Source organism: Tindallia texcoconensis (assembly GCF_055383815.1).
The window spans coordinates 1,840,014-1,866,122 of the sequence record NZ_AP042431.1 but is presented as its reverse complement, the minus strand read 5'-3'; the positions used below and the strand labels follow the sequence as shown (position 1 = coordinate 1,866,122).

Here is a 26,109-nt window from a genome sequence, read left to right as displayed (position 1 = left end):
CACCAACTCACTTTAATATTTTTTAGGGTTTTCTGCCACAAATACCACTGCTTCAGCAAAAGCTTCGCAGGCTGCTTTGCAAGCAGATTGGCTTCCTGTTAGCAAACCGCCACCAAAGTTTGTTTCTGAAGGAGGACCAAAGAAACTCACCATTTCCACATCTGCCGCTTTCATGGCTGCATCCAAGGCATATACGGATTCCAAAGGAGGGGCAATTAAGTAGGCCAAGGCTTCTCCTTCCTTAATACCAGCTTCTTTTGATAAATGAGAACCCGTTCTAGAGATGCAATGAGCATAGTAAATAATAGAATCATCTTCATTGGCACTATAAAAGCATGCATCGTTTTCTACGGTGTAGACAACGGAATCGATACCACTTCGTACTTCTGCAGGATTAGGTCCAGAGATAATGCCAATCACTTCTCCTGCTAGTTTGGTATTTGCGTTGTCGGCACCACCATAAAAAGATTTGGCATAGGCTACTTTTACATCTGCAGTTTTGGTGGCTTCATCTAAGGCGGTGTAAAGAACATCATCGCTATCCGCCGTGACAATGCCGATGCTTCGATGGCCTGACTCCAGTTTTAATTCTTTTATTAAATCTGTAGATACGTTTGGGATCACTTTTATGCTTAACACCGAGGCACGTAATGCATCATTCTTCATTTTTTTCACTCCATTCTTTTAATGTTTATGCTTTGAAATCCAAGCCACTGGCCTTTTGCTTTAACATTTCTTTCACAAGTTCCGCTATATGTGCCCCTGCCTCTGTAGCGGATGTGCCTCCACTATGGATATTGGAAATAACGGTTCTTCTAGACTCCGGCATCCCTACGGTTCCTCGATAGGCCATATAACAACTCATACTCTCTCCTGTAGCCAGACCTGGTCTTTCTCCAATCAAGACCACCGTCACCTCTGCATCCAATACTTCCGAAATAGTATCCATAGCAGGTACTCTTCCATGTTTCACGAAAAATGGGGTTCCTACTTTAATATTCTCATTTTCCAATCCTTGCATTAGAGAAGGCAAAATTTCTTTGATATTTGCTTCGATGGCCGTTGAGCTCAATCCGTCGGATACATATACCTGTACCTGTGGAGATTGAATGCATTTGTCTTTGATGCATTTAAGGCTTTCTTCGCTAAATTTTCTACCTAAATCTGGTCTTGTAATATACTCATCTTTATCACGACACAAGGTATTGATAGAGAATAACTCCATTTCTTTTAATAAATCTTCTGATACATAGGTAAATACTGCGTCCATGGCTACGGCGTGATCGGCTCTAAATCTCAGCAAGGTATCCGTTGTATACCGAGATCCAGTTCTCCAAATCCCTACCCTGGCAGGGGTATTTTCCTTAAGATCCATATAAGCTTCTTTGGCTTTTGGATCTGGAACTTCATAATAATCCTTCATGCGAACATCCGTTAAATCATGTAGGTCTCCATCTTCTATGCCATCTATTCCCATGGCTTCTTTGGGTTGATTCTCTGTTTTGCTCTTTTCCATTGTGTTCTCTCTGGAATTTTCTGCGTTCTCTGTCGCTAATTGCTCTATTATTTGCCGAACCATCCCTTTAACTGCTTCTTCAGAAATCAATAGAATTGCCTCCCTTGTCTATTATTTTAGAAAAATCGATGCATCTCCAGCTCGACTGGAAAGTTTGCCGCCTTCATAAATCCCCATTTTTTCCAACCATTCTTTGAATGCTTGAATAGGTTGCAAATTCAATAATTCCCTCAAGGTAGCTGCATCATGAAAACTCGAACTTTGATAGTTAAGCATAATATCATCCCCGGCTGGCACTCCTATTAAAAAGTTACATCCGGCATTGGCTAGCATCATGCTCAAATTTTCAATATCATTTTGATCCGCTTTCATATGATTGGTGTAACATACGTCAACTCCCATAGGAATTCCGGAAAGTTTTCCCATAAAGTGATCTTCTAGCCCTGCTCGAATCACTTGTTTACTGTTATACAAGTACTCTGGACCAATAAACCCTACTACCGTATTGACTAGGAATGGTTTATGCTTTTTGGCTAATCCATAGCATCTTGCTTCTAGTGTTACTTGATCCACTCCCATATGGGCGTCAGAAGACAATTCGGATCCTTGGCCTGTCTCAAAGTACATCACATTAGGGCCTGTAGAGGTTCCTTCTTTAAGCATCAGTTCCCGTGCTTCTCCCAATAAGGCATCATCCACTCCAAAGGCTTCGTTTCCTTTTTCGGTTCCAGCAATACTCTGAAAAATCATGTCTGTAGGAGCACCTTGTTTCACGGCTTCCATTTGTGTCGTTATATGTGCTAAAACGCAGGTTTGAGTTGGAATTTTCCACTCTTGCTTGACACTTTCAAATAATTCCATTACTCGTTTGGCACTGCTGACGGTATCGTTTACAGGATTTAATCCCAGAACCGCATCTCCAGCTCCATAGCTCAGTCCTTCAAATAAGGAGGCTTTGATGCCTTCTATATTATCCGTCGTATGATTGGGCTGTAGGCGATAGGCTAGGGTTCCCTTCTCTCCAATCGTCGTATTGCAATGGGCTGTCACAATGATTTTTTTAGCTCCATACACCAAGTCTAAGTTGGACATAAGCTTGGCCACTGCAGCCACCATCTCGCTGGTTAATCCTCGTCCAATTCTTTGAAGATCGCTTCCGGTAGTCTGATCCTTTAAAATCCATTCCCTAAGCTCTGCCACCGTCCAATTTTGAATTTCCGCATAAATGCGTTCATTAATGCCATCTTGAATTACTCTGGTCACTTCATCTGTTTCATAAGGAACGGCTGGGTTGTTTCGAATTTCTTTTAGCATTAATTGGCTTAAGACTTCTTTGGCGGCAATTCGCTCTGTTGTTGACTCTGCAGCCAGTCCAGCCAACTTGTCTCCAGACCTCTCTTCATTCGCCTTGGCCATCACTTCATTTACACTGTTAAACTGATAGACAGTGCCAAAAACCTTTGTCTTTAATCGCATTGTTTTATCTCCCTTCTATTTTTCATCATTGAATACAAGTGTTTTGATAATCACTGGCACTACCTTGCCATGGGCCATGGGTTTCCCTATATCCATATAGTCTCCATTATCCACTTTGATGGTATCAATACAGATAACCTCTCTTTTTTCTTCCAAATGAGCTTTAATGCTTTGGCCTAAAATCTTAGCCATGTCCTTTTCAATGACAAGGATCATAGGCTGATCTTTCTCTAATTTCAATGCCATGCCCTTAATAATGGCTTTTGCCAATCCTTGAATATGGCTAAAGCTGGGATTTTTGATGCCTTTCATGGCTAATGCCACTTGCTGACTATCTCGTTCTAAGGAAAACCAGTCCAATTTTTCCGAAATCCTATGGCTCAAGGCTTGGTATTCTAATGCTTCTTCTTCGGGATTTAGCCTTAAAATGGGAATGTTTTTCATGGGCAACAAGGAAGGCGCCAGGGTGACGGTGCTTCCACTAATTTCTGTGGTATGCGTTCCTGCCCCTACGACTGTAGCGCCAATGGTTTCTGCCGCAAGCACTACTTTTGTTTCTTGAACCCAAGAAGATCCATAAATTGCTCTTCCCAATGCAACGCCAATATCTCCGTATTCAAGAGGAAGTTTATCTCCTTTATTTAATAAACAATCCGCCACTCCACCAGAGAAAGAAAGGTAATCTATCTCCACAGACTGTTTTAGACCTTTGGTGGTAATCATTTTTTCCAGTAAAGGTGTTTCTGGAATCAATCCTATGCTTTCTGCTAATATAGAGGCCATTCGTTGACATATCCGATCCATTTCTTCTGCTAACAAGGTTTTTCCAACCCGAAGGTCTACTCCTACTTCTTCGGCTAAAATCTTCATTTTATTGGAAATATACCTTACGACTGAAGAGTCTTTCTCGAACTTGATCAACCTACCACCAATGTCTAAGCAGGTGGTGTCCACCACTTCACCTTTTTTAAATACGGCGATGTTGGTGGTGCCACCGCCTATATCTAAATTAACCACACATGCATTTTTTTCTCGTGATATTTTCCCTGCTCCAGCACCTTTGCCTGCTATAATGCTCTCTAAGTCTGGTCCAGCCGTTGCCACTACGAAGTCACCAGCCATGCCACTCAAAGCCGTTAGAATTTCGTTGGCATTCTCTTTTCGAGCGGTTTCTCCAGTAATGATGACGGCACCAGTATCCACTTCTCCAAAAGAAATATTTGCATTTTTATACTCTGATTCCAGGATGTTTTTAATTCCATCGCCGTCTATTCTTGTTTCAGATAGCAACGGTGTAAAGTGGATCGGACTACGAAAAACCACTTCTTTATCAATGATTTGGATTTTGGGAATCGCCATACTCGAAGCCGTATTTTCGATAGAAAATCTACTGAACACCAACTGGGTTGTTGACGTTCCAATATCAATTCCCACACTCAACATATTTTCTCGCATACGCCACCTCTTTCCCTCAGCATACTCATAAAAAGAGACCAAAAACCCATGTGTACCCACACATAGATCTTTGGCCTCGTCGCCTTAAAAAGTACGCCGTTGTACTTTTTTTATTAATTTTTAAAACTAAACTTTATGTTGGTTCCTTGCTCTACTTTATTGATATGAAAATTCCCATACAATCTTTCTCGAATAATGCTTTTAACAATGCGTAGGCCTAGGCTGTCATTCTTTATATCCTCTCCCTCAAACCCAACGCCATTGTCTTGGATCGTAATCTCTGTGCATACTTTTCCTTTGAAAATTTCAATATTTATTTCACCAGTTTCTTTTCCATCAAATCCATGCTTCAAAGAGTTTTGCAATAATTCGTTGACTACTAACGCAATGGATGTTGCTTTATCCGAATTAACCAGTACTGTTTCTCCTTTGATGTGTATCTTGATGTTTTTTTCTGATGATAGTACATACCCCACAACGCTTTCTCGTATTTTTTCTAGGATGGTCATTAAATCTACATCGTCTAGTCCTCGTTGTGCTAATAGTTCATGGGTAATGGCGATGCTTAAAATCCTATTAATGCTCTCTCCAAAGGCTTTTTTTACCTTTTGATCCTCAACTCGCCGAGCCTGAAGCCTTAATAAACTGGCAATGGTTTGCAAATTATTCTTCACTCGATGATGAATTTCACTCATGGCTACGGATTTTGAAATTAATTCCATTTCTTTTTCTTTTACTTCTGTCATATCATCAATGATCATAATAAACCCAATGACTTGGTCCTTGTCATCCATTCTTAAATATTTGACTCTTAAGGATAAATCGCCTGCTCTAATTTCTGTGGTGTTGATGAGTTGATCTTCACTAGCCCCATCAAAGTCTACTTTTCCCAGGGTCAAGTTATGAAGGGAAAGGCCAATAATTTCATCTTGATATCCCATTTTTTTATACAGCCGATTTGCTTCTGGATTGCAATAAGTTGCCATCCCCTGTGGGTCAAAAACAATAATAGCTTCTTTCACATGATGAATAATTGTGGTTTCTGGCACATTAAATATTTTTTCTTGTTGAGACGATCTCTCTACTGGCTCAAGCAACTGTTTAATGTCTTGGTTTGCTTGTATAGCACTCAAACTCTTCTGCTCAATAATGAGTACCCCTATGGTTTGATCTTCTGCATTTCGAATAGGCTCCACTATTTGGCTGACTCGTTTATCTTCTTGGGTCCGAGCCTTTAGATTTCGAGAAGCAACTCCGGTTTGTAATGTCCTCAACACCGCTGGCTCATTTTCTCTTAAAGCAAATTCTCCCAATACCGACTCTTGATACATGGACTGCCCTTTACCCAGTCTTGCTTCCCCAACCACTATGGCGATATTCGGAATATTGGTTAGACAATCAATGAAAACATCTCCTTGAATCGATCTGGAAATAAGTGGCAATGCCGTTTCCATTTTTTCTAAAACCAGTACTTCTTCTTCAGATAATTGTGTATAGGTTTTGCACAGTTCTCGAAGCATCTGCTCACCTCTTAGGTTATCGATTCATTGTAATAATTCTTGCTATTTCTCCCATGGAACGTCTTTTAGACATGCTCAAGCTTCTAATTTCGTTATAGGCTTGTTCTTCAGACATACCTTCATTTCTCATTAAAAGACCCTTTGCTTTTTCGATTTGTTTTCGATCTTCCAGTTTGTTTCTTGTTTCTTCAATTTCTTTTTCCATTTCTTCAAATTCTAAACTCTTAGATAAGGCTACAGCCAAGGTAGGAAGCAGGTTTTTTTCATTAATAGGCTTCACTACATAGGCCATGACACCGATTTTTTTGGCTTTCTCGATAAATTCCTTGCCACTATAGGCCGTTATCAGCACAATACAACTGGCTAATTTATCTTGGTGAATCATTTCAGCAGCTTTTAATCCATCTAATAAAGGCATTTTCACATCCATCAGCACTAAGTCTGGTTTATGCTTTTGACATAACTCAATGGCATCAAATCCATCCGAGGCTTCTGCCACAACGTCGTAGCCTTCCTCTACCAACATTTCCGCTATGTCCATCCTAGTAATAGGTTCATCATCGACTATCACTACTCTATTGCCCATGGATTTTCCTCCTTCATTATCGCCAAGTAATCTTCATTGATTACCATCAAAACCGATTAACCGTTTATGCAAACCTTTTCACAATTGCTTGTTGACATAACACTTCCTAAAACTTGTGTCTATCTGGATTCTTTTATGTATAGGTCTTCTATCATACTAGCCCTTTTTAGGCTTTCTGTAAATAGGCTTGTATTTCTTTCAACCCTTCGTCGGTTACTGCACTAAATAGAAATATACGTTCTGCACCCGCCTGTCTCAAATGTTTTTCTGTCTCTGTGATTTCTTTCACTAAATCCACCTTAGTAATAATCCCAATAATGGGTTTATTAAACATACTTCCAAAACCAGGCGGAAAGGTGAGATAAGTTTCGTTTGCTGCCTGTACCAGTCCAATGACATCGCAATCTACAGATCCTGTAATCAAGGCATTGTAAAATCTTCTGTTTTCCATATATTCACCCGGCGTATCCAAAATTGAATTTTCGTATTCCATGGATTGGGTTTTTTGATACATCACTGCTTGTTGATTTAGTTTTTGCCGAAGGGTTGTTTTTCCATTTTCTGTTTTCCCAATTAATATAATTTTTTTCATGATTCGCCTCATCCTATGTGCGTGTAATGGTTGTGGGAGTAAAATTCAAGGTTTGGCTTAAACAATCTATGATTCCCTGTAAGGCAGTGTCTACACTGGAAACATCTCCTGTAATCACTAAGGAACCACTAAACCTATCTAAAAATCCAATTTCAACGCTGGCCAGCTTAGTTGCCACATCTGCAGCAATAATAGCGGCTTCGCTAGGCGTAATGGTTAAGATCCCTATGGCATCGTATTGACCTTCCACCAATCCAAGTTTTTTGTAAATACTCTGTTGTGGATGAGCAATTAAATGTGCTAAGGTTACCTGCTTACCCGGCACATATTCTTGAACCATCCTTTGTTTTTCTTCCGTCGGCATATCCATGCTCCTTTTCTCCATAAAAATAGAAGAACAAAAAAAAGCTCACAAACAAAAATACCATTTTTGTTTTGTAAGCTTCATCGCTTTGTAAAATCGCACGCCGTTGTGCGACCACCAATTTTCTTAATACTATCATAATTAATTTTTCTTGACAAGGATTTTTACATTTTTTTTCGATTATTCTGCAATGCTCTATGTTTATTTTATTGAAAAATCAGAACAATGCCTCGTTTCATCTAGCCAGGCCTGTTTTAGTTTTTCGATCCCTTGTACGATTTCCGTTACTTTTAATGAAGCGAATCCCATCATTATTTTCGGAGGAGCCCACCCAAAGTTATGTGGCTTCTCCGTATCGTAGTGGCTCATGCCATATACTTTTACACCAACCGCAGCCGCTTTGTTTACCAATGTTTCTTCGGACATTCCGTTGTGCACAGCTAACACTAGATGCAGGCCAGCATCTGCTCCTAATACTTTTATGATGTCTCCTAAGTTTTCCAGCTCTTCTATCAAAACGCCCCGCTTTTTTTTATAACAGGTTCGCATTCGATTGATATGTTTTTCAAAATATCCGCCTTCCATAAATGCTTCCATAATCTTTTGATCTAGTAAAGGAACTGGACACACAAGATATGTCATTTTTTCATGGTATTCTTGCAGTAAATGATCTGGTAAAATCATATAGCTAATACGTACCGCTGGGGATATGGATTTGGAAAAAGACCCCATATAAATCACCTTTTCCTGACTATCCAACCCTTGTAGTGCAGGAATGGTCATCCCTTTATACTTAAACTCACTATCGTAGTCGTCTTCCACAATATAACGGCCCTCTTTGGCCGTTGCCCATTTCAACAAGGCAGCACGTCTTCCCACAGGCATAATCACGCCTGTGGGAAATTGATGAGATGGTGTAATGCATAGAATATCTACGTCAGATCTTTCCACGGCTTTTAATTCCACTCCTTCTGAATCCACAGCAATAGGAGAGAAGCCTACGCTATGATTCTTAAATAAGTTAGGCAAACGCTCTGGCCCAGGATTTTCCATGCCATAGATGCTTTTTGCTGGTAAAAGTTGGAATAGGATTTGAAATAAAAATTCCGTGCCAGAACTAATCACCACTTGTTCTGGTGTGGCTTTAATGCCTCTAGAGAAACGAAGATACGTAGCAATGGCTTTCCTAAGTCCTACATATCCTTGGGCTTCCACCCGTTTTAAAAACCCTACATCCTGTTCTTCTATGACGGCTTTGCTTAATTTTTTAAACACTCCAAAGGGACTTATTTCCTGATCAACTCCGTAATAAGAAAAATCAATCATAGGCTTGTTCTCTCGCTCTTCGTAACCAATGGTTTTATTGCAATTTGTTTTCCAATGGAGGATATGATCCATGGATTCCACAAAAAACCCGCTTTTTTCTACGGAATAGATATATCCTTCTTCCAACAATTGGCCATAAGCTGTTTGAATCGTATTTTGGCTAATCCCTAGCTGGGCTGCAAATTTTCGTTTAGAAGGAAGTTTCTTTCCTGCCTCTATTCGCCCCTCCAAAATATGAGTTCTTAGGTATTCATATAACTGTTGATATAATGGTTGCTTTGCAGCTGCATCCAGTTTTAAAGAATCCCAATTTTCTCTCATGCTCCTTCACTCCTTTGTATTTGCTTTTTTCCCTAAACCATTCTATATCACGGTAATCTGATACCATTAAAACATTTTTTTCTGATGCTTACAAGGATATCAGATTTCCTTTACACTAGGAATAGAGAAAACACACACTATCATCCCAAAGGAGTCGATCAAGATGCATTCATCAAAAGAATTTAACAAACAATTAGGTGAAACCCTAAAAGGCGGCGTTATTATGGATGTCACCACTGAGGAACAAGCACATATCGCTGAAAAAGCTGGTGCTTGTGCCGTCATGGCCCTAGAACGTATTCCCGCTGACATTCGAGTCAGTGGTGGAGTTTCCAGAATGAGTGATCCCGCCATGATTCAAGGTATCCAGGAAGCAGTTTCCCTTCCTGTTATGGCTAAAGTTCGCATTGGTCATTTTGTAGAAGCCCATATATTAGAATCCCTTGGAATTGACATGATAGACGAAAGCGAAGTCTTAACGCCTGCAGACCATCAATATCACATCGACAAAAACGGATTTAAAGCACCTTTCGTATGCGGTGCTCGAAGCTTAAGCGAAGCCTTACGACGTATTGCTGAAGGTGCTGCCATGATTCGTACCAAAGGCGAGGCCGGCACTGGGGATGTGTCACAGGCTGTCCAGCATATGCGAAAAATCCAACAAGAAATCAAATTGGTTGTTCATTTAAAACCAGATGAATTATATGATATGGCCAAAACCATGCAAGTCTCTTATGAACTTTTAAAAACTGTTCATGACACAGGAAAACTTCCAGTAGTAAATTTTGCGGCTGGCGGAGTCGCAACACCTGCAGATGCAGCCTTGATGATGGAATTAGGGGCAGATGGTGTTTTTGTCGGCTCTGGTATTTTCAAATCTGGCGATCCAGAAAAACGTGCTTCCGCTATTGTTCAAGCGGTTGCTGCTTATAAAGATCCCAAGGTGCTGGCTAGCGTTTCGGCTAATTTAGGGGAAGCCATGGTTGGGATCAACGCCTCGGAACTGGATATTCAAATGGCTGTCCGCTAATCCCTTTATCCCATGAGTCCCCATAAGAAAAACCTACAACAAAAGGGCTTCTCGAATCCTTCACGAGAAGCCCTTTTTCCTTATGGTTTTTCCTTACCTTTTATTTAGCTTAAGCGTTTGCGTGTTTGTAGTTGTTTTTTCCAAGCGTGCATCACTAAGGACAAACCTATCACGCCATAGGCTACAAAGACACGGAAGTATTCACCAAGCTGGGCATCTCCAAATAAGTTTCGGCCTGCCAGCGGCGATACAATAAAGAGGGTATGAAATAAAAACGTCCCCAACAGCGCATGGCTGATTTTAGCGTTGGTGACAGATGCTCCACCAATAAGTAATGCGGCTACAGAATACAGACCAATCTGCTCATGACTTCCATAGGTACTAAATGTCCCTAAGTTCTGCAAGAAAATAATATGCCCCCAAGCAGCTAAAGTGGTAGAAAGAATCATGGCTAATAGTCGGGTATTGTCTGAATGAATCCCAGATACTTTAGCAATATGCATATCCTGTCCTACGGTACGAAAATCTTGTCCCAGCTTAGTCCGAGCAAAAAATGATGTAAAGCCACAAAGCAAAGCAATAAGGGCTACTGTTAATACTGGAACCGTAATGAAATTAATGTAGGAGTCTGTACTTCGGATATACAAACACCATCCGATGAGCAAAATGCCTAAGGCAGCAGAAGCTAAATACTTCTTTGCACCTGGTTCTTGAATTCCCCCAGGAATGCCTTTGAGATATCGATATATCCCGTGGCCTAAGGCGGCAATACCGGATAAAATAGCCGTTGCCGTAAAGGATAAGTACCAGACATCATCAATGGCGTAACGCAAGCCACCAGCTAAGTCAATCGTTGTTCTTAGGCCAACCCCTGAACTAAGCACCAGGGTTTCATTCTCAAATGGAATAACCGACCCTAGTAGCAAAAGAAAAATAAACTGATAAATCCCATTGGAGAAGAATCCTAAAATCAAGCCTGTAATCATCTCTTGGCCTTTGGTTCGATTAAATAGTTTTCCTGTTAAGTACCCTAATAATATGGCTAAGGGAGTGGTCAGTAAAACCGTCAGAAGAATCCCTTTCATCCCTGGAATTCCCCAGTGAGTTACCATAATCACAGCTGCTTGAGCACACATGGCCCCCAGTACAATGGCAAAGTTCAACCCCATACCAGCCATAACAGGCAATAGCAAGGCTAATACCAAAAAGCTATTTCGAACCATCCGAGTAATGACATCATCCAATAGAAATGAAAACGTTAGCCCAGAATACAGAAATCCAATCCAGCAAATAATCACAAAGAGAATCGTAACCATATTGCCTACTATAAATTGTTTCAGTTTTTGTGGCCCAGTTAGTGCTGGTGGTATGATGTTTTTTTCATTTTCCATTATTCGCCACCTCCTATTTGCGTCAGGGCATAAAGAATGATGCCGTTGCTCACAATAATCCGTGTAATCTCGGCTAAACTGCCTAAAGTCATCACTTTATTAGCCACAGGGAGGGACACCACCAGCAAGGATTGAAAGAGAAAAGTTCCAATAACCACATTGGAAATATTTGCTTTTTTAATGGATGCACCACCAATTAAAACCGCTGCCGTAGCTGCGAAACCCATAAACATAGGTGCTTGATACAGTTGAATAAAGCCAAAGCTTTGTCCGTATACCACAATCCCAACCGCCGCTAGTACGGTTGATAGCACGGTTCCAACAATCCGCATCCTATTTTCATGAATACCAGAAGCCATGGCAAATCGTGGGTTGTCCCCAACGGCTTTCATAGAAATCCCCGTCTGACTTCGAAGGAAAAGCCACATTAAAAAACAACAAGCTCCAAAGAACAACAGCAAACCTGTGGGAATCGTTACGCCCATAATATCAAAAGAGGCCCACTGATTTAAAATTCGTTCATAGCGTCCTTGAAGTGTAATTGTCGTACGCAATCCGCTTCCTATAGGCCATCGCATGTCTTCACTTTTGAAAGGAAGTACCAACCAAGCAATACTCATAAGGGATACAATAGAAAACCCTGCATAGGTGGCAATGGTCATCTCCGACCCTTTTACTTGATTCAGCAAAAGACCATATAACACCCCTGCAACAATAGACAGGGGGATTGAAATAGCAACGGCTGCAAAAAAGGCCGTAAAGCCTACTAAGTCCATTTCGATTGCAATGAGTCCTCCAAGGAGCCCACACACAATCCCAATGGGAATTCCGAAATTCAGGCCAATTCCAGCCAAAATCCCTGGTACCATTGCCAGTACCAACACACCATTCATCCCCGTACGAACCAAAGCATCTGAAAACAGATCTGTAATGGGTATTTCCAGCATGATGGCAGCACCACAGAGGAATATCAGAAATGCTACAATAATGACACGAGGTAATCCTACTTTATTGATGTAGTCTTTTGCCTTATTCACCACTCTCCACCTCCCCGCTTCTTACCTTGTGATATTCTCCAGCCATCATCAATCCAAAATCAACATCAGGAGCATTTGGTAAAAGTGTTCCTTCCAACTTGCCTTCATTGATAATCGCAATGCGATGAGAAATGAGACGAAGTTCTGCCAGCTCACTAGACGTCATAATCACTGTAATTCCAAACTCTTTGTTTAATTGTTTCAATGTATCCAGTACCAGTTTTTTTGCACCAACATCGATTCCACGTGTAGGTTCTGATACGAAAAGGACTTTTGGATTTAGGGTTAAGGCTCTGGCAATACATACTTTTTGTTGATTTCCACCACTTAATCGCTTGACTGGTTGCTCTGGACCTGTGCATCGAATATCCAACTCTTTAATCATTTTCAAAGCATGTTCACGAATTTTTTTCGTATCCTTTTGGGAAAAAGGACCATATTGTTTTAAGTACTGTTGTTGAATTTTCATGGCTGTTACCACAATATTCATTTCGATAGAGGTGTCTAGAAGCAGCCCGATGCCCCGTCGATCTTCGGATACAAAGGCAAGGCCACGTTCCAAGGATTCCCAAGGATCTGAGAGCTTAATGGGCTGATCATCCAGCACGATTTCCCCCTCTGTCTGGTAAAGCCCCATGACCCCATTGGCAAGTCCAATTTTTCCTTGGCCTGCAAGGCCTCCAATCCCAAGAATCTCCCCTTCATACACATCTAAATCGATGCCTTTAATTTCTTCTCCAGGCATATCCACATATAGATTTCGAAGCGAGAGTTTGACTTTTCCATCTTTTTGACTTTGGGCAATGTTTTGATCCATTTTTATTTCTCGACCTACCATTAGGCTCGCCATTTCCATGACATCACTGTCTTTGGTGTCTTTGGTGATGACATGCTTCCCATCTCTCAAGACCGTAATACGGTCTGAAATTTGTTTCACTTCATCTAGTCTGTGGGTAATAAATAAAATAGCGATTCCTTCCGAAGCAATGAGTTTCATGGATTCCAACAAACGCTGGGCTTCGTTTTCTGTTAATACGGCTGTTGGTTCATCAAAAACCAAGACTTTGAGGTTTTTCTTATCTAACTCCCTTGCTATTTCTACAAACTGCATATAACCAACTGGCAACCCTGCAATCCGAACCCATTCTTCTACATTAAGCCCCAATTTATCCAATGCTTTCCGAGCATCTTTATTCATAGCATCAAAGTCTAACACTTCCAACCGCTTTCCAGCAAACCGACTTAAAATGCTGGGATTGGTGATTTCTCGATTTAGTTTTATATTCTCCGTTATGGAGTATCCAGGAATAAGCATGAATTCTTGATGAACCATTCCAATGCCTTTATGCATGGCTTCCACCGGAGATTTTATTTGGATTTCCTGACCCTCTACTAAGACCTGACCTTCAAAGCCACCAGTACTATGAATCACAGACATCCCAAACAAAATATTCATCATGGTGGACTTTCCAGCTCCGTTCTCACCAAGCACCGCATGAATTTCTCCAGGCCTTAAAGCAATATTTATATCTTCCAAAACACGAGTTCCATAATATTCTTTGCCAATGCCTTTCATTTCGAGAACATATTCTGAATTGTTCAAAGAGCCTACCTCCCATATTAAAGAGTTCCCATCATGTAAAAGTGTGCAAGGAAAGGAACCTTGCACACTTATCTCACATCCTTATTCCTTCTTAAGTTTATTTATTAAAAAATGATTGGTGCTCCCAAGTATAAGAAGAAATGCTCGTAGCCTTCGTAGTTGGTTAACTCAATATCCCCTCCAGCAATTTCACTCATAATGGATGTTAATACCGCTGCATCTACCATGCCATCCGTATTGCCTTCTAAGTATTCAATGGCATACTCAACGCCTGCTTCTACATACATCATGTTAACAGGAACAGACCAAGTTCCTACGCGGCCTTCCATACCAGCTTCAGAACATTTTTCTCCGATTTCACTTAGAATATAATCCAAGTCTCCAGCTTGTTCTTCCGAAACTGAAATACCAAGGGCTGCTGGCAATGCATGATATGGAGATGGACAACACTGTACTGGATAAAGAGCACCGTGCTCAACGGTTTGTCGAATCATAGGCTCCATCATGGCACAGTTACTACCAAAGAAAGCTGTGTTTTCTCCAAATTCTGCTATTTTCCGAGGCACATCTTCCATGATAAACTGCTGCGTTCCCGGAACTCCTGCATCTCCAGTTGGATCTGGTGCATCTTCTTCAATAAAAGTTAAACCGATTTTTTCCGCTTCTTCTTTCATAAAATCACGTCTGGATGCTAACATTTCGTAAGACATATGTCTTGGGAAGGAGTAGTGAACCAACACTTCTGCTCCCATTTCTTGTGCTTGTCGGGCAATTTGTGGTCCTCTTGCTAAGTCATTTGTTTGAATGATCACATCACCATAATCTGCAATAACATCTGGATCTTCCCCAGGAACGCCTAATACGATCAAAATATCATCTCTTATTTCTCGAACACGAGCAATGGCTGCTGCTGCTCCTGGAACTGCTTGCACCATTACAATGGCTTTTACGTCTGGATCGGATGCCATTGCCATCATATTGGTAATGGTTGTTTCTTGTTCTTGCATAAAGCGGTCTGGATACGTGGATAATACAATCATATCGCCATATCGCTCTTTCATATTTTCTGCTGCACGAAACTCCTCTTCTCCTTGAGAAACCGTACCTGTCATAATACCAATTTTGTAATTAGAAGCTGCTTCTTCTCCATTTTCCCCTGTTTCCACTTCTTCGCCTTCTGTTGGTTCTGGAGCTGGCTCTGTGCCTCCACATCCCACAAGACTTAAAACCATCATCAATGCCAACAATAGTGCCAATGCTTTTTTCATTCAAATTCCTCCCTTTAGATAGTGGACACCTGTGGACGCTTCCGATATCGATTATGAAGATGAATTTTCTTCATATATCTATTTATCAAATGTTACACGCGTCCTTATACAATTTTACTTTAAAGATTCAAAAAAATCAAGTAATATTTTTATTCTGACATTTGTTCCAGAATGCCTTTGTTTCGCCTTCTAAGCGGATGTCATAAGTTTATTCCCATTAGTTTAACGCCTGACCATAGAACCGCTAGGTACCTGCTGTTTCCTTAGATTAGACATAAACAAGACGCTTCGCGTCTTGTTAGTTGGAAAGTTGGTTCGTTGGAAAGGAAAAGCAAAGTCAAAGTCACAAAATAATCCACAAGTTAAATGCGCATGCTATTTCCTTAGACATAAAAAAACCGCCATAGGCGGTTTTGAGGTTGACATCATTGATCTTCGTCCTTATTATTGGATATTTCCTGACTCACAACGGGACTTTCCCTCCGAGACATTTGTTGGTACATTTGCTTTGCTAGGCCAATCCCTTGGCCTTCAGCCATGTTCTTAGCCAACTCTTCATCATGCAGGTCTTCGAAAATCTCTCTGGCATGACTCTTTTCTATCAAATCATTCTCTGGAATGGTGTTCCGCATCTGCCGAATCATCATATGTAAAAAAATAGACTCAAATTCTCGGCAAGCCGCCATTAAGGTTTCATCTTTTTTTCCCTTTAAACCTTGTTGCGAGTTTACAGATGGTTGTTGGTTGTCATACTGTACTCGCATCATGGCTTCATTCATATTCATCGCCTTCACCTTAGCTCACCTCACCTGTACTTGTGGCCTAATCTCTTGCCTTTACTCTTTTGACCTTAATAATCCATCATCCATTATCCATTGTCAATTATCAATTGCCTTTACTCTTTTAACCTTAATGATCCATCATCCCTTGCCTTTACTCTTTTGACCTAAATTATCAATTGTCAATTATCAATTATTTTGTTCCTTATCGTTTCAGGTTGTTGGCCATGCTCATCATTTCATCCGAAGTCTGAATTGCTTTTGAATTGGTTTCGTATGCCCGTTGGGCTGTGATCATCCGAACCATTTCATCGACAATCTGAACGTTGGAAGTTTCCAAATAGTTTTGCCGAATTCGCGTATCCATTTCTTCGTTTTCTTCAGGGATGGCTTCTCCAGAAGCTGCTGTTGCTTTGAACAAATTTTGTCCTTTAGCTTCTAATCCTTGAGGATTTAAAAATTGGACTACTTTCAACGTTCCTAATTCTTCAATTTCTCCATCTTCATTTTCTGCTGTTATCATGCCGCTTTCTGAAATGCTTAGGGGTCCAACCTCTTCACCAAAAACGATGATATCGTCAAATTCTGACATGACAAAATAACCATCAGAAGTCACGAGGGCCAGTTCATCTCCATCCACACTAAGCTTAAAAGAACCATCTCGCGTGTAGGACAGTTCGCCGTTCGGTCCTTCTATTTCAAAGAAGCCAGGCCCTTGTAAAGCCACATCCAATGGATTATCCGTATTTTCCATGCTTCCCTGCAAAAATAACCTAGAAGTTGCAATAGGCATCACTCCATGACCCATTTGAAGATGTACCGGGCTGCCTTCTCCTTCCAAAAGATGATTACGACGAATATTGCTATACAAAAGGTCTTTAAACTCAAGTTTTTGCTTTTTATAGGCCGTTGTATTGACGTTGGCCAAATTATTTGAGATGGTGTCCATATTCATCTGCTGAGATTTCATTCCGGTTGCTGCTGACCATAAGGCTCTCATTGGAAAGTCCTCCTCTTTCATCTTTATCGTTAATTTTACTTTTTATCCCTAGCCCAAACGTACATCTATCCTAAATATCACTAAGCTACGTGGGTCATGATCCATTGAATATCACATTGTCTACAGGGTGTCCCCTCACTCTAACCCTCTCCCGCCGGAGGAGAGGGGATTGCTGCAATCATATCCAATGCAAGTACAATTCTGGCCCATACAGAAGGGATTCAACTCTTAACCCTTAACTTTTAACTTTTAACTCTTAACTTTTAACTGCTCTATTTCAACCTGCTCTTCTATCCTCTACCAATATCATTCACGGCTCTTTGTAGCATTTCGTCGTAGGTATGTACCACCTTTTGATTAGATTCATAGGCTCGCATCACATTGATCATTTCCACCATCTGATCCACTGCCTCTACGTTGGAGTTTTCTACAAATCCTTGTACTACTCGTCCTTGAAAATCAATGGCTTCTGGCTGAAAGCCCTCTTCAAAACGGTACAAGCTTTGTCCTACTTTTCTCATGTCTTGGGTATTTGCAAAGTCCAAGACTGCAATTTCATCTCGAAGCTGACCATCCACAAGAATTCTACCATCTGGTTTTACTTGAAAGTCTTCTCCATCTACCATAATAGACGTTTCGTTGACACCAGCTAAAAAATGACCTGTTCTCGTTACAATATCTCCATTATCATTCAAGGTAAAATGACCATCTCTAGTAAACAAAGGGTCTGCCTCTGGATCCTCTGGATCATACACCATAAAAAAACCGCTTCCTTCCAAAGCAAAATCCAAGGGACTCTCTGTCTGTTCCAGAGAACCCTGAGTAAAATCTGTAGCAAATTTTTCTAATCGAACTCCAGCGCTCATGGTTCCGATAACATTGCCACCGGTACGCCGCACTAAATTGGCCACCACTTGGCCGTTATCCAAGACACGTCCTTGATTATCAATTTCATAATCCTCATTCTCTACCTGTACCGGTTGTCCCGTAGCATCTAGTATTCGATTTCCATATCGAGTGGTAATGGCTCCGGTTCCATCTCGTTCGTAGGTTCGTAAGAATCCATCTTCATCTCTGGCAAAAGCTGTGGTTTTATTATAGCTAATTCCTGTACGGGTGGAAGCCGCAAAAAAACCTCCTCCAGTGGAAAGTCGAAATCCTTCCTGATCTTCCTCTACTTCCACTTCTAAATTTCTACTATGAGGAAAAGCTGGCTCTGTTGCGTTGATTTTACTGATCAAGACTTCTGGAAAAGCTTCCGTAATCACCAAATCCCGTTTGTATCCAGTGGTATTGGTGTTTGCCATATTATTAGAAGCCGCATCTAATCTCTTTTCTGCAGTCTGCATTCCAGACACGGCGTTGTATAAGCCTCTGAACATAAACTTCATCCTTTCTTAAGCCAAGAACTCAGACGCTGAGCATCTTGCACCTTGGAAATAGGGCGCTTCTGCTATTTCCTTGTCAAGACAAAAAAATGCCGAATAGACCTTTCTCTAAGGTTATCGGCACTTTTGTTGTATGCTTTAGCATCTTCTTCTATTAAGAGAGAAAAATCCTTGATGTTCTACTCTTTTATGATCACGCTTAGGATTTAACTACTTTTAACGATCTGTTTGTCGACTGCGTTGACCACGAGCTTGTGCCAACACGTGAATAGAGTTGAGTGCTTTTCCTGTCCCTTTTGCTACACAACTAATGGCATCTTCCGCCACCGTAACTGGAATTCCCATTCTATTTTGAACATATTCGTCTAAGCCGTGCAACAAGGCTCCTCCACCAGTCATAATAATGCCCTGATCCGCAATATCTGAGGCCATTTCTGGTGGCGTTCTTTCCAACACAGAATGGATCGCGTCGGAAATACTAGCAATGTTTTCTTCCAATGCATCCATAATTTCTTCGCTGGTGATTTCTATATTGACTGGCAAGCCAGATACTAGGTTTCGTCCCCGAACATGCATGGTGACTTTTTCCGTGCGTTTGATGGCTCCACCGATATTAATTTTAAGTTCTTCTGCCGTGCGTTCCCCTATCATGATATTATGACTCTTACGCATATATCGGATAATGGCTTCGTCAAATTTATCCCCTGCTATTTTAATGGAATTGCTTACCACAATTCCTCCTAGGGAAATCACTGCCACATCCGTTGTTCCACCACCAATATCGACAATCATATGACCTATAGGCTGTGTAATATCCAGTCCTGCACCAATGGCAGCTGCAATGGGTTCTTCGATTAAGTAAGTGGTGCGTGCCCCAGCCTCATTGGTGGCATCTATAACAGCTCTTTTTTCTACTTCTGTTACACCACTAGGAACGCATACAATGATTTTCGGTTTGAAAAACAATTTTTTTCCAACGGTTTTTTGTATAAAATATTTCAGCATCTTTTCTGTGATTTCATAATCAGAAATCACACCATCTTTTAAGGGACGAATAGCCACTATGTTTCCTGGGGTTCTTCCCAACATTCTTCTTGCTTCCCTTCCTACGGCTAGCACATTATTGGTGTATTTATCAATGGCTACCACAGAAGGCTCCTGTAGCACAATTCCTTTTCCTTTCACAAAAACCAGCACACTAGCTGTCCCAAGATCGATGCCAATATCTGGAGATAATCCCATCATTTTGCTCCACCTCTTTATCGTAATTTCATTGTGATCGTATCTTAATCGATCCGTAATTTTGTCCCTTGTCTTTTATCCTAATTTCCTGTTGAACTACATCCCTAAGTATAACAGATTCTAATCCTTATTGCCAAGCATCTTTCCATTTGAATTTTCCATATTTATCAGCATCTGTCTTTAAAAAGCAAACACATCTATATCCCCATGATCTTCAGCATCCTCTTGGGCTTCAAGGCTTATATACATGCGGACTGGTAAGGATACGATCATTTGATAGCTTTCGCGAATCCATCCCATATCCGCATGTATGGATAAGGGTACGATTTCTTCTGGCAATCGATGAAGACGAACAGCTCCATCGTCCACTTCCAATCTTCCAGTATAGGTTTTTCCGCCGTATTCAAAAGGGAAGTCGATAAAATAGGGGGCTCCTCTGTCTTCCATTGGAAAACGATGGATTTCCTCCCCGTCCATGGTCACTACAATATATTGTTCTTCTGCTTCCTGAGTCAGCAGCCTTGGTATGGCTAAAAAAGCAGTGATGCTTAAAACAACTACCAGCAGTATCACTACATAATCGCCTATTTTCATCATATTTTTCACGTTTTTTTGCTTCCTTCCTCTTTCTATTCCTATTCCCTTTGCATCTTGATTATATCTGATTCTACGGTGTCCACGCAAGAAAAAACCCGCCGTTTTTTCCGGCGGGTTTTAGGAATGTAAGCATCCTTATTTTTGTGATCGCTCATAGAGTTTGATGCGATTTAGGGCTTTGGTCATGGCAATATTTGCCCGATCCAAGTCCACATCTTTCTTTTTTGCCGCTAATCGTTCCTCGGCTCGCTCCTTTGCTTTCTTGGCCCGATGGAGATCTATTTCATCAATCCATTCTACGGCTTCTGTAATAACCAGAGCGTGGTCTCCTCTTATTTTAATAACACCTTCTGCACAAGAGGCTTCTCGAGGTTTTCCATCTTTAATAATCTTGATCCGACCAACCGCCAGTGGTGAAACCAGAGGCAGGTGATCCTTCATTAAGCCGACGTCGCCTTCAATGCTTCGGACAACAGCCGTATCTACCTCATCATCCCAAAAAATCTGATCTGGAGAGATTACTTCAAGATGCAGTTTATTTGCCATTTCCGTCACCTACTTTCCGGATTTTGCCTTTTCCCGTGCTTCCTCAATGGTTCCTACGAAAAGGAAAGCGGATTCCGGCAAGTCATCATGTTGGCCGTCCAGAATTTCCTGGAATCCTCGGATGGTATCTTTCAACGGGACATATTTTCCCTCCATCCCTGTAAACTGCTCGGCAACATGGAATGGCTGGGATAAAAATCGTTGGATTTTTCGAGCTCGAGAAACCGTGAGCTTATCTTCTTCTGATAATTCATCCATCCCCAGAATTGCAATAATATCCTGAAGTTCTTTATACCGCTGCAACACAGATTCCACTCCACGTGCTACATCGTAATGCTCCTGTCCCACAATGGCTGGATCCAGAATACGAGAGGTGGAATCCAAGGGATCCACGGCTGGATAGATGCCTAGTTCGGCAATTTGTCTAGAAAGAACCGTTGTAGCATCCAAGTGGGCAAAGGTGTTGGCCGGAGCTGGATCTGTCAGGTCATCCGCTGGCACGTAAACGGCCTGCACGGATGTGATGGATCCTTTTTTCGTGGAAGTAATTCGTTCCTGCAATACCCCCATCTCTGTTGCCAAGGTTGGCTGATATCCAACGGCACTTGGCATACGGCCTAGCAGGGCTGAAACTTCCATGCCTGCTTGGGTAAATCGGAAGATATTATCGATAAACAAGAGTACGTCTTGGCCTTCTTCATCCCGGAAATACTCGGCCATGGTCAGACCTGTTAAGCCTACACGCATTCTAGCCCCAGGCGGTTCATTCATTTGCCCGTAAACCAAGGTGGTTTTATCAATAACACCAGATTCTATCATCTCATAATATAGGTCGTTCCCTTCTCGGGTTCGCTCCCCAACTCCTGAGAAAACCGAAAGGCCACCGTGTTCCTTGGCAATATTATTAATAAGCTCCATAATAATAACGGTTTTCCCAACACCAGCACCACCAAAGAGTCCAATTTTTCCACCTTTTGCATAAGGTGCTATCAGATCCACTACCTTGATGCCGGTTTCCAAAATTTCAGTTGAGGTTTCCTGTTCTTCAAAACTAGGAGCAGGACGGTGAATCGGTAACCTATGTTCTGATACAACTGGTTCTTTTTCGTCGACCACTTCTCCTAGTACATTTAAAATTCTTCCCAGGGTAGCTTTTCCCACTGGTACGGTAATGGGAGCCCCTGTATCCGTAGCTTCCATTCCTCGTACCAATCCTTCTGTCGAACTCATTGCAACGCAACGAACCGTATCATCTCCCAAATGTTGGGCTACTTCGGCGATAATTCGATCTTCCCCGTTATAAATTTCAATGGCATTCATTAGTTCCGGCAACTCATTAGACTTAAACCGAATGTCCAGTGCCGGCCCAATAATCTGTGCCAATCTGCCTATGTTTCCTTTGGGCATTCCTTACCCTCCTTCAGTTTCATCACTGCAATCAAATCAGTGGTTATTTCAACGCTTCAGCTCCGCCAACAATTTCAGATATTTCTTGGGTAATGGCGGCCTGACGTGCTCGATTATACTGAAGCTGCAGTCTTTCAATCATTTCTTCCGCATTACTGGTAGCATTTTCCATGGCCACCCGCCTAGCCCCTTGTTCACTGGCGGAGGATTCTAACAACCCTCCCAAGATCATACTGTCAAAGTAGTTGGGCACTACCAAATTCAGTACTTGAGGAACTGTAGGCTCGTAATTCATTACTTCATGAATCTTTTCTTCTTTGGCTTGTTCTGCCAAGACTTTAGGATGTTTTAAACTTTCATCGCTGGCCACGCAGCTATCAATGGCTTCATCGTCTAATGGTATTAATTTCACAATCTTTGGTTTGTGACTAATGGTACTGACAAATTGGGTATAGACTAAATAGACTTCGTCCACTTCTTCCTCCATGTATTTCTCTACACAGAATCGACGTATATCTTTGGCATCCATAAAATCTGGCATTTCAGAGAAATCAAGGTAGGCTTTCGGTATGTCATATCCTCTGCGACTATAAAAGTCTTTGGCTTTCTGTCCCACGGCTACTACGCAGGCAGCTTTTTTTGTTTTCATATGTTCTAAGGCTGCCTTCATCACGTTGGTATTGTAGCCACCACATAAACCACGGTTACCTGTAATAACGATATACCCGCTTTTTCGTATTTTTTCTCTGGGGGTAATCATAGGATGCTCCACACCCTGTAAATCCCCCAGAAAACTGAGAAGTGCCCTTTTCCATGCCAAACTAAATGGTCTGGACTCTTCTAGGCGCATCTTTGTCTTTCTTAATTTTGCCGAAGCCACCATTTCCATCGCCTTGGTAATCTGTTTGGTGCTTCCGACGCTTTTTATGCGGCGTTTTATATCCCGCATGCCCATTCCGGCCAATGGATCACCTCCAGGTTTACTTCTTCAGCCAGCATTAGGCCGTTTCTGCCTCATGGTCAGGCTTTTCGGCTTTTTCTTCTTTTGCTTCTTTTTCTTCCAGGATTTCTTCTTCTTGATAATGATCCCGTTCCCGCTTGTATTCTTGCTTAAATTCTTCTAAGGCTTTCTTTAGCTTTTCTTCTGTTACTTCGTTCATGCTTCCTTCTGCAACAATAGATTCGCCTACTTCTTTAAAGTTATTACGCATGTATTCCAAGAATTCCGCTTCAAATTCCACTACATCTTCTACTTCAATGTCGACTAGGAATTTATTGGTCACGGCATAAATCATCATCACTTGTTCTTCTACAGACATGGGTTTATACTGTGGTTGTTTCAAAATTTCAAGAATACGTTCCCCTTGGGCCAATCTTGCCTGGGTTTCTGGATCTAATTCGGAACCAAACTGAGCAAAAGCTGCCAGTTCACGATATTGAGCTAACTCCAGTCGTAACTTTCCAGCTACTTTTTTCATGGCTTTTATCTGTGCATTTCCACCTACACGAGATACGGATATTCCTGGGTTAACGGCTGGCCGTACACCAGAGTAAAAAAGTTCCGCTTCCAGAAAAATCTGACCATCTGTAATGGAAATCACATTGGTTGGGATATACGCTGAAACATCCCCTGCTTGGGTTTCGATAATCGGTAGTGCCGTCAGGGAGCCTCCACCCAATTCATCGCTTAATTTTGCAGCCCGTTCCAGAAGACGACTATGTAAATAGAAAACATCTCCTGGATAAGCCTCGCGTCCTGGTGGTCTTCTCAGCAACAAGGACATGGCACGGTAAGCCACCGCATGCTTGGAAAGATCATCATAAATCACCAGTACATGTTTTCCTTCTTCCATAAATTCTTCTCCGATGGCGCATCCAGCAAAAGGTGCTAAGAACTGAAGTGGTGCCATTTCGCTGGCAGAAGAAGCTACGATGGTGGTATAATCCATGGCGCCGTGTTTGTTAAGGACATCATAGATTTGTGCAACCGTTGAATTTTTCTGACCAATGGCCACATAAATACAGATCACATCTGTGTCCTTTTGGTTGATAATCGTATCGATGGCAATCGCTGTTTTCCCTGTCTGCCTATCTCCAATGATGAGTTCCCGTTGGCCTCGACCAATTGGTATCATAGAGTCTATGGCTTTCAACCCGGTCTGCAAAGGTTCTTCTACAGACTTTCTGGAAATAATGCCTGGGGCTACTCGTTCCACCATTCGAAATTTATCCGATTGGATAGGTCCTTTTCCATCCACTGGTTGTCCCAGGGAATTCACTACGCGACCCAGCATGGCATCTCCTACTGGTACTTCAACAATACGACCAGTTCGTTTCACCGTGTCGCCTTCTTTGATATGTTCGTCGGATCCCATCAGAACGCAGCCTACATTGTCTTCCTCTAAGTTCAGCGTCATCCCATATACTTCTCCAGGAAACTCTAAAAGTTCACCGGACATACATTTTTCTAACCCATGAATCCGTGCGATTCCGTCTCCAACCTGAATAACAGTTCCCACTTCTTGATAATCCAGCTGGTTTTCATATTGTTTAATCTGTTCCTTAATCACAGAACATATTTCTTCGGGTCTGAGATTCATCTTTCAATCACCCCTATTCTTATACAATGATTTGCGTTAGTTGGTCTTTCATGATGTTAAGCCTTCGTTGCAAGGTTCCATCTATGATCTGATCCCCCATTTGAAGCTTTACGCCTCCGATAATGGAATCATCCACTTTGTTAAGTAGTTCTACTTCTTTACCAGTGACTTTGCTTAGGGTTTGTTTCAACTTCTGAAAAGCTTCTTCGCTTAAGGGAACAGCGGTTACCGCCGTGGCTTTCATTTGCTTCTGATGCTCTTCCGTCAGTTTCTGAAAGACATTCCGAATATCTAAAAAATGTATTTCCCGTTGTTTATCAATCAGCACCAACAGAAAATGATAGATTTCCGGCGCTACTCTTTCTTTGAAAATAGTTCCAAGCATTTTCTTTTTTTCATCGTCGCTGATCACTGGCGATACATAAAGCTTATAGAATTCTGGCACTTCTTCAAAACTGGCGGTAATGGCATTTAGTTCTTCCAGTGCTGCACCCGGTTCCAACCCATCGGATTCCAGCACTGCATCAAATAAGGCTCTGGCATATTTTTTTTCTACTAATGCCGCCATTGTTCTTCTCCTACCTGTTCAATAAAGTCCTGGATCATTTTTTCATGTGATTTTGCATCCAGTTCCTGCTTCATTACTTCTGCAGCCGCCAGTACTGCCAGTTCGGAAATTTGATTTTTAAAATCATTAATGGCTTTCGCTTGTTCTCGCTCCAGATCAATTCGAGAGCGTTCCTCCATTTTTCTAATTTCATCCCGTGCTTCTCGAATAATTCCATCGGCTCTTTCTTCCGCCTTACGAGAAGCTTCTTTCATCATATCGCTTCGTTCCTGTTTAATATTGGCCAGTTTTTCCTCATAGTTGGCTTTTAAAGCTTTGGCTTCTTCATTCATGTGCTCAGCGTCCTGGATTTCTTTTTCTATCCCTTGGGCTCGCTTGTCCATAAACTCCGTTGTTGGCTTAAACAGAAAGTGCCGCAACAGCAGAAATATCACAAGGGTATTTACAATCTGAAAAACAAAGGTCCAGTTCAGTTCCACCAGTCCCTGCTGCATCTC

General features: G+C 41.6%; 24 protein-coding genes and 1 pseudogene. 1 reads left to right on the top strand and 24 read right to left on the bottom strand.

Annotated elements, in window-relative coordinates:
* Window positions 1-12 precede the first annotated feature (12 nt).
* The 9 genes from eutL to pdxR all read right to left on the bottom strand — a co-directional run bounded on the left by eutL (window position 13) and on the right by pdxR (window position 9,156).
* Window positions 13-666, bottom strand: a complete 654-nt coding sequence (gene eutL / locus ACZ47N_RS08400) for an ethanolamine utilization microcompartment protein EutL (protein WP_464886106.1) — start codon at window positions 664-666, stop codon at window positions 13-15.
* A 25-nt stretch (window positions 667-691) separates the two neighbouring features.
* Complete coding sequence (gene eutC, locus ACZ47N_RS08395) at window positions 692-1,606, bottom strand: ethanolamine ammonia-lyase subunit EutC (protein ID WP_464886105.1); 915 nt, start codon at window positions 1,604-1,606, stop codon at window positions 692-694.
* A gap of 21 nt (window positions 1,607-1,627) precedes the next feature.
* A complete protein-coding gene (locus ACZ47N_RS08390; protein ID WP_464886104.1) occupies window positions 1,628-2,992 on the bottom strand; it encodes an ethanolamine ammonia-lyase subunit EutB in 1,365 nt (454 codons plus the stop codon).
* 15 nt (window positions 2,993-3,007) lie between these two features.
* On the bottom strand, window positions 3,008-4,447 hold the full coding sequence (gene eutA, locus ACZ47N_RS08385) for an ethanolamine ammonia-lyase reactivating factor EutA (RefSeq protein WP_464886103.1): 1,440 nt from the start codon (window positions 4,445-4,447) through the stop codon (window positions 3,008-3,010).
* A gap of 113 nt (window positions 4,448-4,560) precedes the next feature.
* Complete coding sequence (locus ACZ47N_RS08380) at window positions 4,561-5,967, bottom strand: sensor histidine kinase (protein ID WP_464886102.1); 1,407 nt, start codon at window positions 5,965-5,967, stop codon at window positions 4,561-4,563.
* 16 nt (window positions 5,968-5,983) lie between these two features.
* Window positions 5,984-6,553 carry an ANTAR domain-containing response regulator gene (locus ACZ47N_RS08375; protein WP_464886101.1) on the bottom strand — a complete coding sequence of 190 codons (570 nt, stop codon included), beginning with the start codon at window positions 6,551-6,553 and terminating at the stop codon, window positions 5,984-5,986.
* A gap of 166 nt (window positions 6,554-6,719) precedes the next feature.
* A complete protein-coding gene (locus tag ACZ47N_RS08370) occupies window positions 6,720-7,145 on the bottom strand; it encodes a EutP/PduV family microcompartment system protein (protein ID WP_464886100.1) in 426 nt (141 codons plus the stop codon).
* A gap of 13 nt (window positions 7,146-7,158) precedes the next feature.
* Window positions 7,159-7,509 carry an ethanolamine utilization microcompartment protein EutS gene (gene eutS / locus ACZ47N_RS08365; RefSeq protein WP_464886099.1) on the bottom strand — a complete coding sequence of 117 codons (351 nt, stop codon included), beginning with the start codon at window positions 7,507-7,509 and terminating at the stop codon, window positions 7,159-7,161.
* Window positions 7,510-7,710: 201 nt separating this feature from the next.
* The gene (gene pdxR, locus ACZ47N_RS08360) at window positions 7,711-9,156 is read right to left on the bottom strand and encodes a MocR-like pyridoxine biosynthesis transcription factor PdxR (protein ID WP_464886098.1); all 1,446 of its coding nucleotides are present in this window, start codon (window positions 9,154-9,156) and stop codon (window positions 7,711-7,713) included.
* Window positions 9,157-9,319: 163 nt separating this feature from the next.
* Here pdxR and pdxS point away from each other — a divergent pair, with 163 nt between their 5' ends.
* Window positions 9,320-10,186 carry a pyridoxal 5'-phosphate synthase lyase subunit PdxS gene (gene pdxS, locus ACZ47N_RS08355; protein ID WP_464886097.1) on the top strand — a complete coding sequence of 289 codons (867 nt, stop codon included), beginning with the start codon at window positions 9,320-9,322 and terminating at the stop codon, window positions 10,184-10,186.
* Window positions 10,187-10,290: 104 nt separating this feature from the next.
* On the opposite strand, the gene ACZ47N_RS08350 is transcribed toward pdxS, so the two are convergent.
* From ACZ47N_RS08350 to atpF, 15 genes and pseudogenes are all read right to left on the bottom strand, one after another.
* Window positions 10,291-11,577, bottom strand: coding sequence for an ABC transporter permease subunit (locus ACZ47N_RS08350; protein ID WP_464886096.1), 1,287 nt, complete (start codon window positions 11,575-11,577; stop codon window positions 10,291-10,293).
* Window positions 11,577-12,614 carry an ABC transporter permease subunit gene (locus tag ACZ47N_RS08345; RefSeq protein WP_464886095.1) on the bottom strand — a complete coding sequence of 346 codons (1,038 nt, stop codon included), beginning with the start codon at window positions 12,612-12,614 and terminating at the stop codon, window positions 11,577-11,579. Before ACZ47N_RS08345 ends, ACZ47N_RS08350 begins: the two co-directional genes overlap by 1 nt.
* Window positions 12,607-14,217, bottom strand: coding sequence for a sugar ABC transporter ATP-binding protein (locus ACZ47N_RS08340; protein ID WP_464886094.1), 1,611 nt, complete (start codon window positions 14,215-14,217; stop codon window positions 12,607-12,609). The genes ACZ47N_RS08345 and ACZ47N_RS08340 overlap by 8 nt, the downstream gene beginning before the upstream one ends.
* A 104-nt stretch (window positions 14,218-14,321) precedes the next feature.
* Window positions 14,322-15,485 carry a DUF3798 domain-containing protein gene (locus ACZ47N_RS08335; RefSeq protein ID WP_464886093.1) on the bottom strand — a complete coding sequence of 388 codons (1,164 nt, stop codon included), beginning with the start codon at window positions 15,483-15,485 and terminating at the stop codon, window positions 14,322-14,324.
* Window positions 15,486-15,910: 425 nt separating this feature from the next.
* Window positions 15,911-16,270, bottom strand: a complete 360-nt coding sequence (locus ACZ47N_RS08330) for a rod-binding protein (RefSeq protein ID WP_464888427.1) — start codon at window positions 16,268-16,270, stop codon at window positions 15,911-15,913.
* Between the two features lie 199 nt (window positions 16,271-16,469).
* Window positions 16,470-17,264, bottom strand: coding sequence for a flagellar basal-body rod protein FlgG (gene flgG, locus ACZ47N_RS08325; RefSeq protein WP_464886092.1), 795 nt, complete (start codon window positions 17,262-17,264; stop codon window positions 16,470-16,472).
* Window positions 17,265-17,554: 290 nt separating this feature from the next.
* The gene (locus tag ACZ47N_RS08320) at window positions 17,555-18,646 is read right to left on the bottom strand and encodes a flagellar hook-basal body protein (protein ID WP_464886091.1); all 1,092 of its coding nucleotides are present in this window, start codon (window positions 18,644-18,646) and stop codon (window positions 17,555-17,557) included.
* Between the two features lie 222 nt (window positions 18,647-18,868).
* The gene (gene mreB / locus ACZ47N_RS08315) at window positions 18,869-19,894 is read right to left on the bottom strand and encodes a rod shape-determining protein MreB (RefSeq protein ID WP_464888426.1); all 1,026 of its coding nucleotides are present in this window, start codon (window positions 19,892-19,894) and stop codon (window positions 18,869-18,871) included.
* Window positions 19,895-20,074: 180 nt separating this feature from the next.
* Window positions 20,075-20,491, bottom strand: a complete 417-nt coding sequence (locus ACZ47N_RS08310; protein WP_464888425.1) for a NusG domain II-containing protein — start codon at window positions 20,489-20,491, stop codon at window positions 20,075-20,077.
* Window positions 20,492-20,626: 135 nt separating this feature from the next.
* Window positions 20,627-21,037, bottom strand: a complete 411-nt coding sequence (atpC, locus tag ACZ47N_RS08305) for an ATP synthase F1 subunit epsilon (RefSeq protein ID WP_464886090.1) — start codon at window positions 21,035-21,037, stop codon at window positions 20,627-20,629.
* 9 nt (window positions 21,038-21,046) lie between these two features.
* A complete protein-coding gene (gene atpD, locus ACZ47N_RS08300; protein ID WP_464886089.1) occupies window positions 21,047-22,444 on the bottom strand; it encodes a F0F1 ATP synthase subunit beta in 1,398 nt (465 codons plus the stop codon).
* 43 nt (window positions 22,445-22,487) lie between these two features.
* A complete protein-coding gene (gene atpG, locus ACZ47N_RS08295) occupies window positions 22,488-23,399 on the bottom strand; it encodes an ATP synthase F1 subunit gamma (RefSeq protein ID WP_464888424.1) in 912 nt (303 codons plus the stop codon).
* A gap of 142 nt (window positions 23,400-23,541) precedes the next feature.
* A pseudogene (gene atpA, locus ACZ47N_RS08290) lies at window positions 23,542-25,044 on the bottom strand (F0F1 ATP synthase subunit alpha); the annotation flags it as partial.
* A 19-nt stretch (window positions 25,045-25,063) separates the two neighbouring features.
* A complete protein-coding gene (gene atpH, locus ACZ47N_RS08285; protein ID WP_464886088.1) occupies window positions 25,064-25,612 on the bottom strand; it encodes an ATP synthase F1 subunit delta in 549 nt (182 codons plus the stop codon).
* Window positions 25,600-26,106, bottom strand: a complete 507-nt coding sequence (gene atpF, locus ACZ47N_RS08280; protein WP_464886087.1) for a F0F1 ATP synthase subunit B — start codon at window positions 26,104-26,106, stop codon at window positions 25,600-25,602. The genes atpH and atpF overlap by 13 nt, the downstream gene beginning before the upstream one ends.
* Window positions 26,107-26,109: the final 3 nt, after the last annotated feature.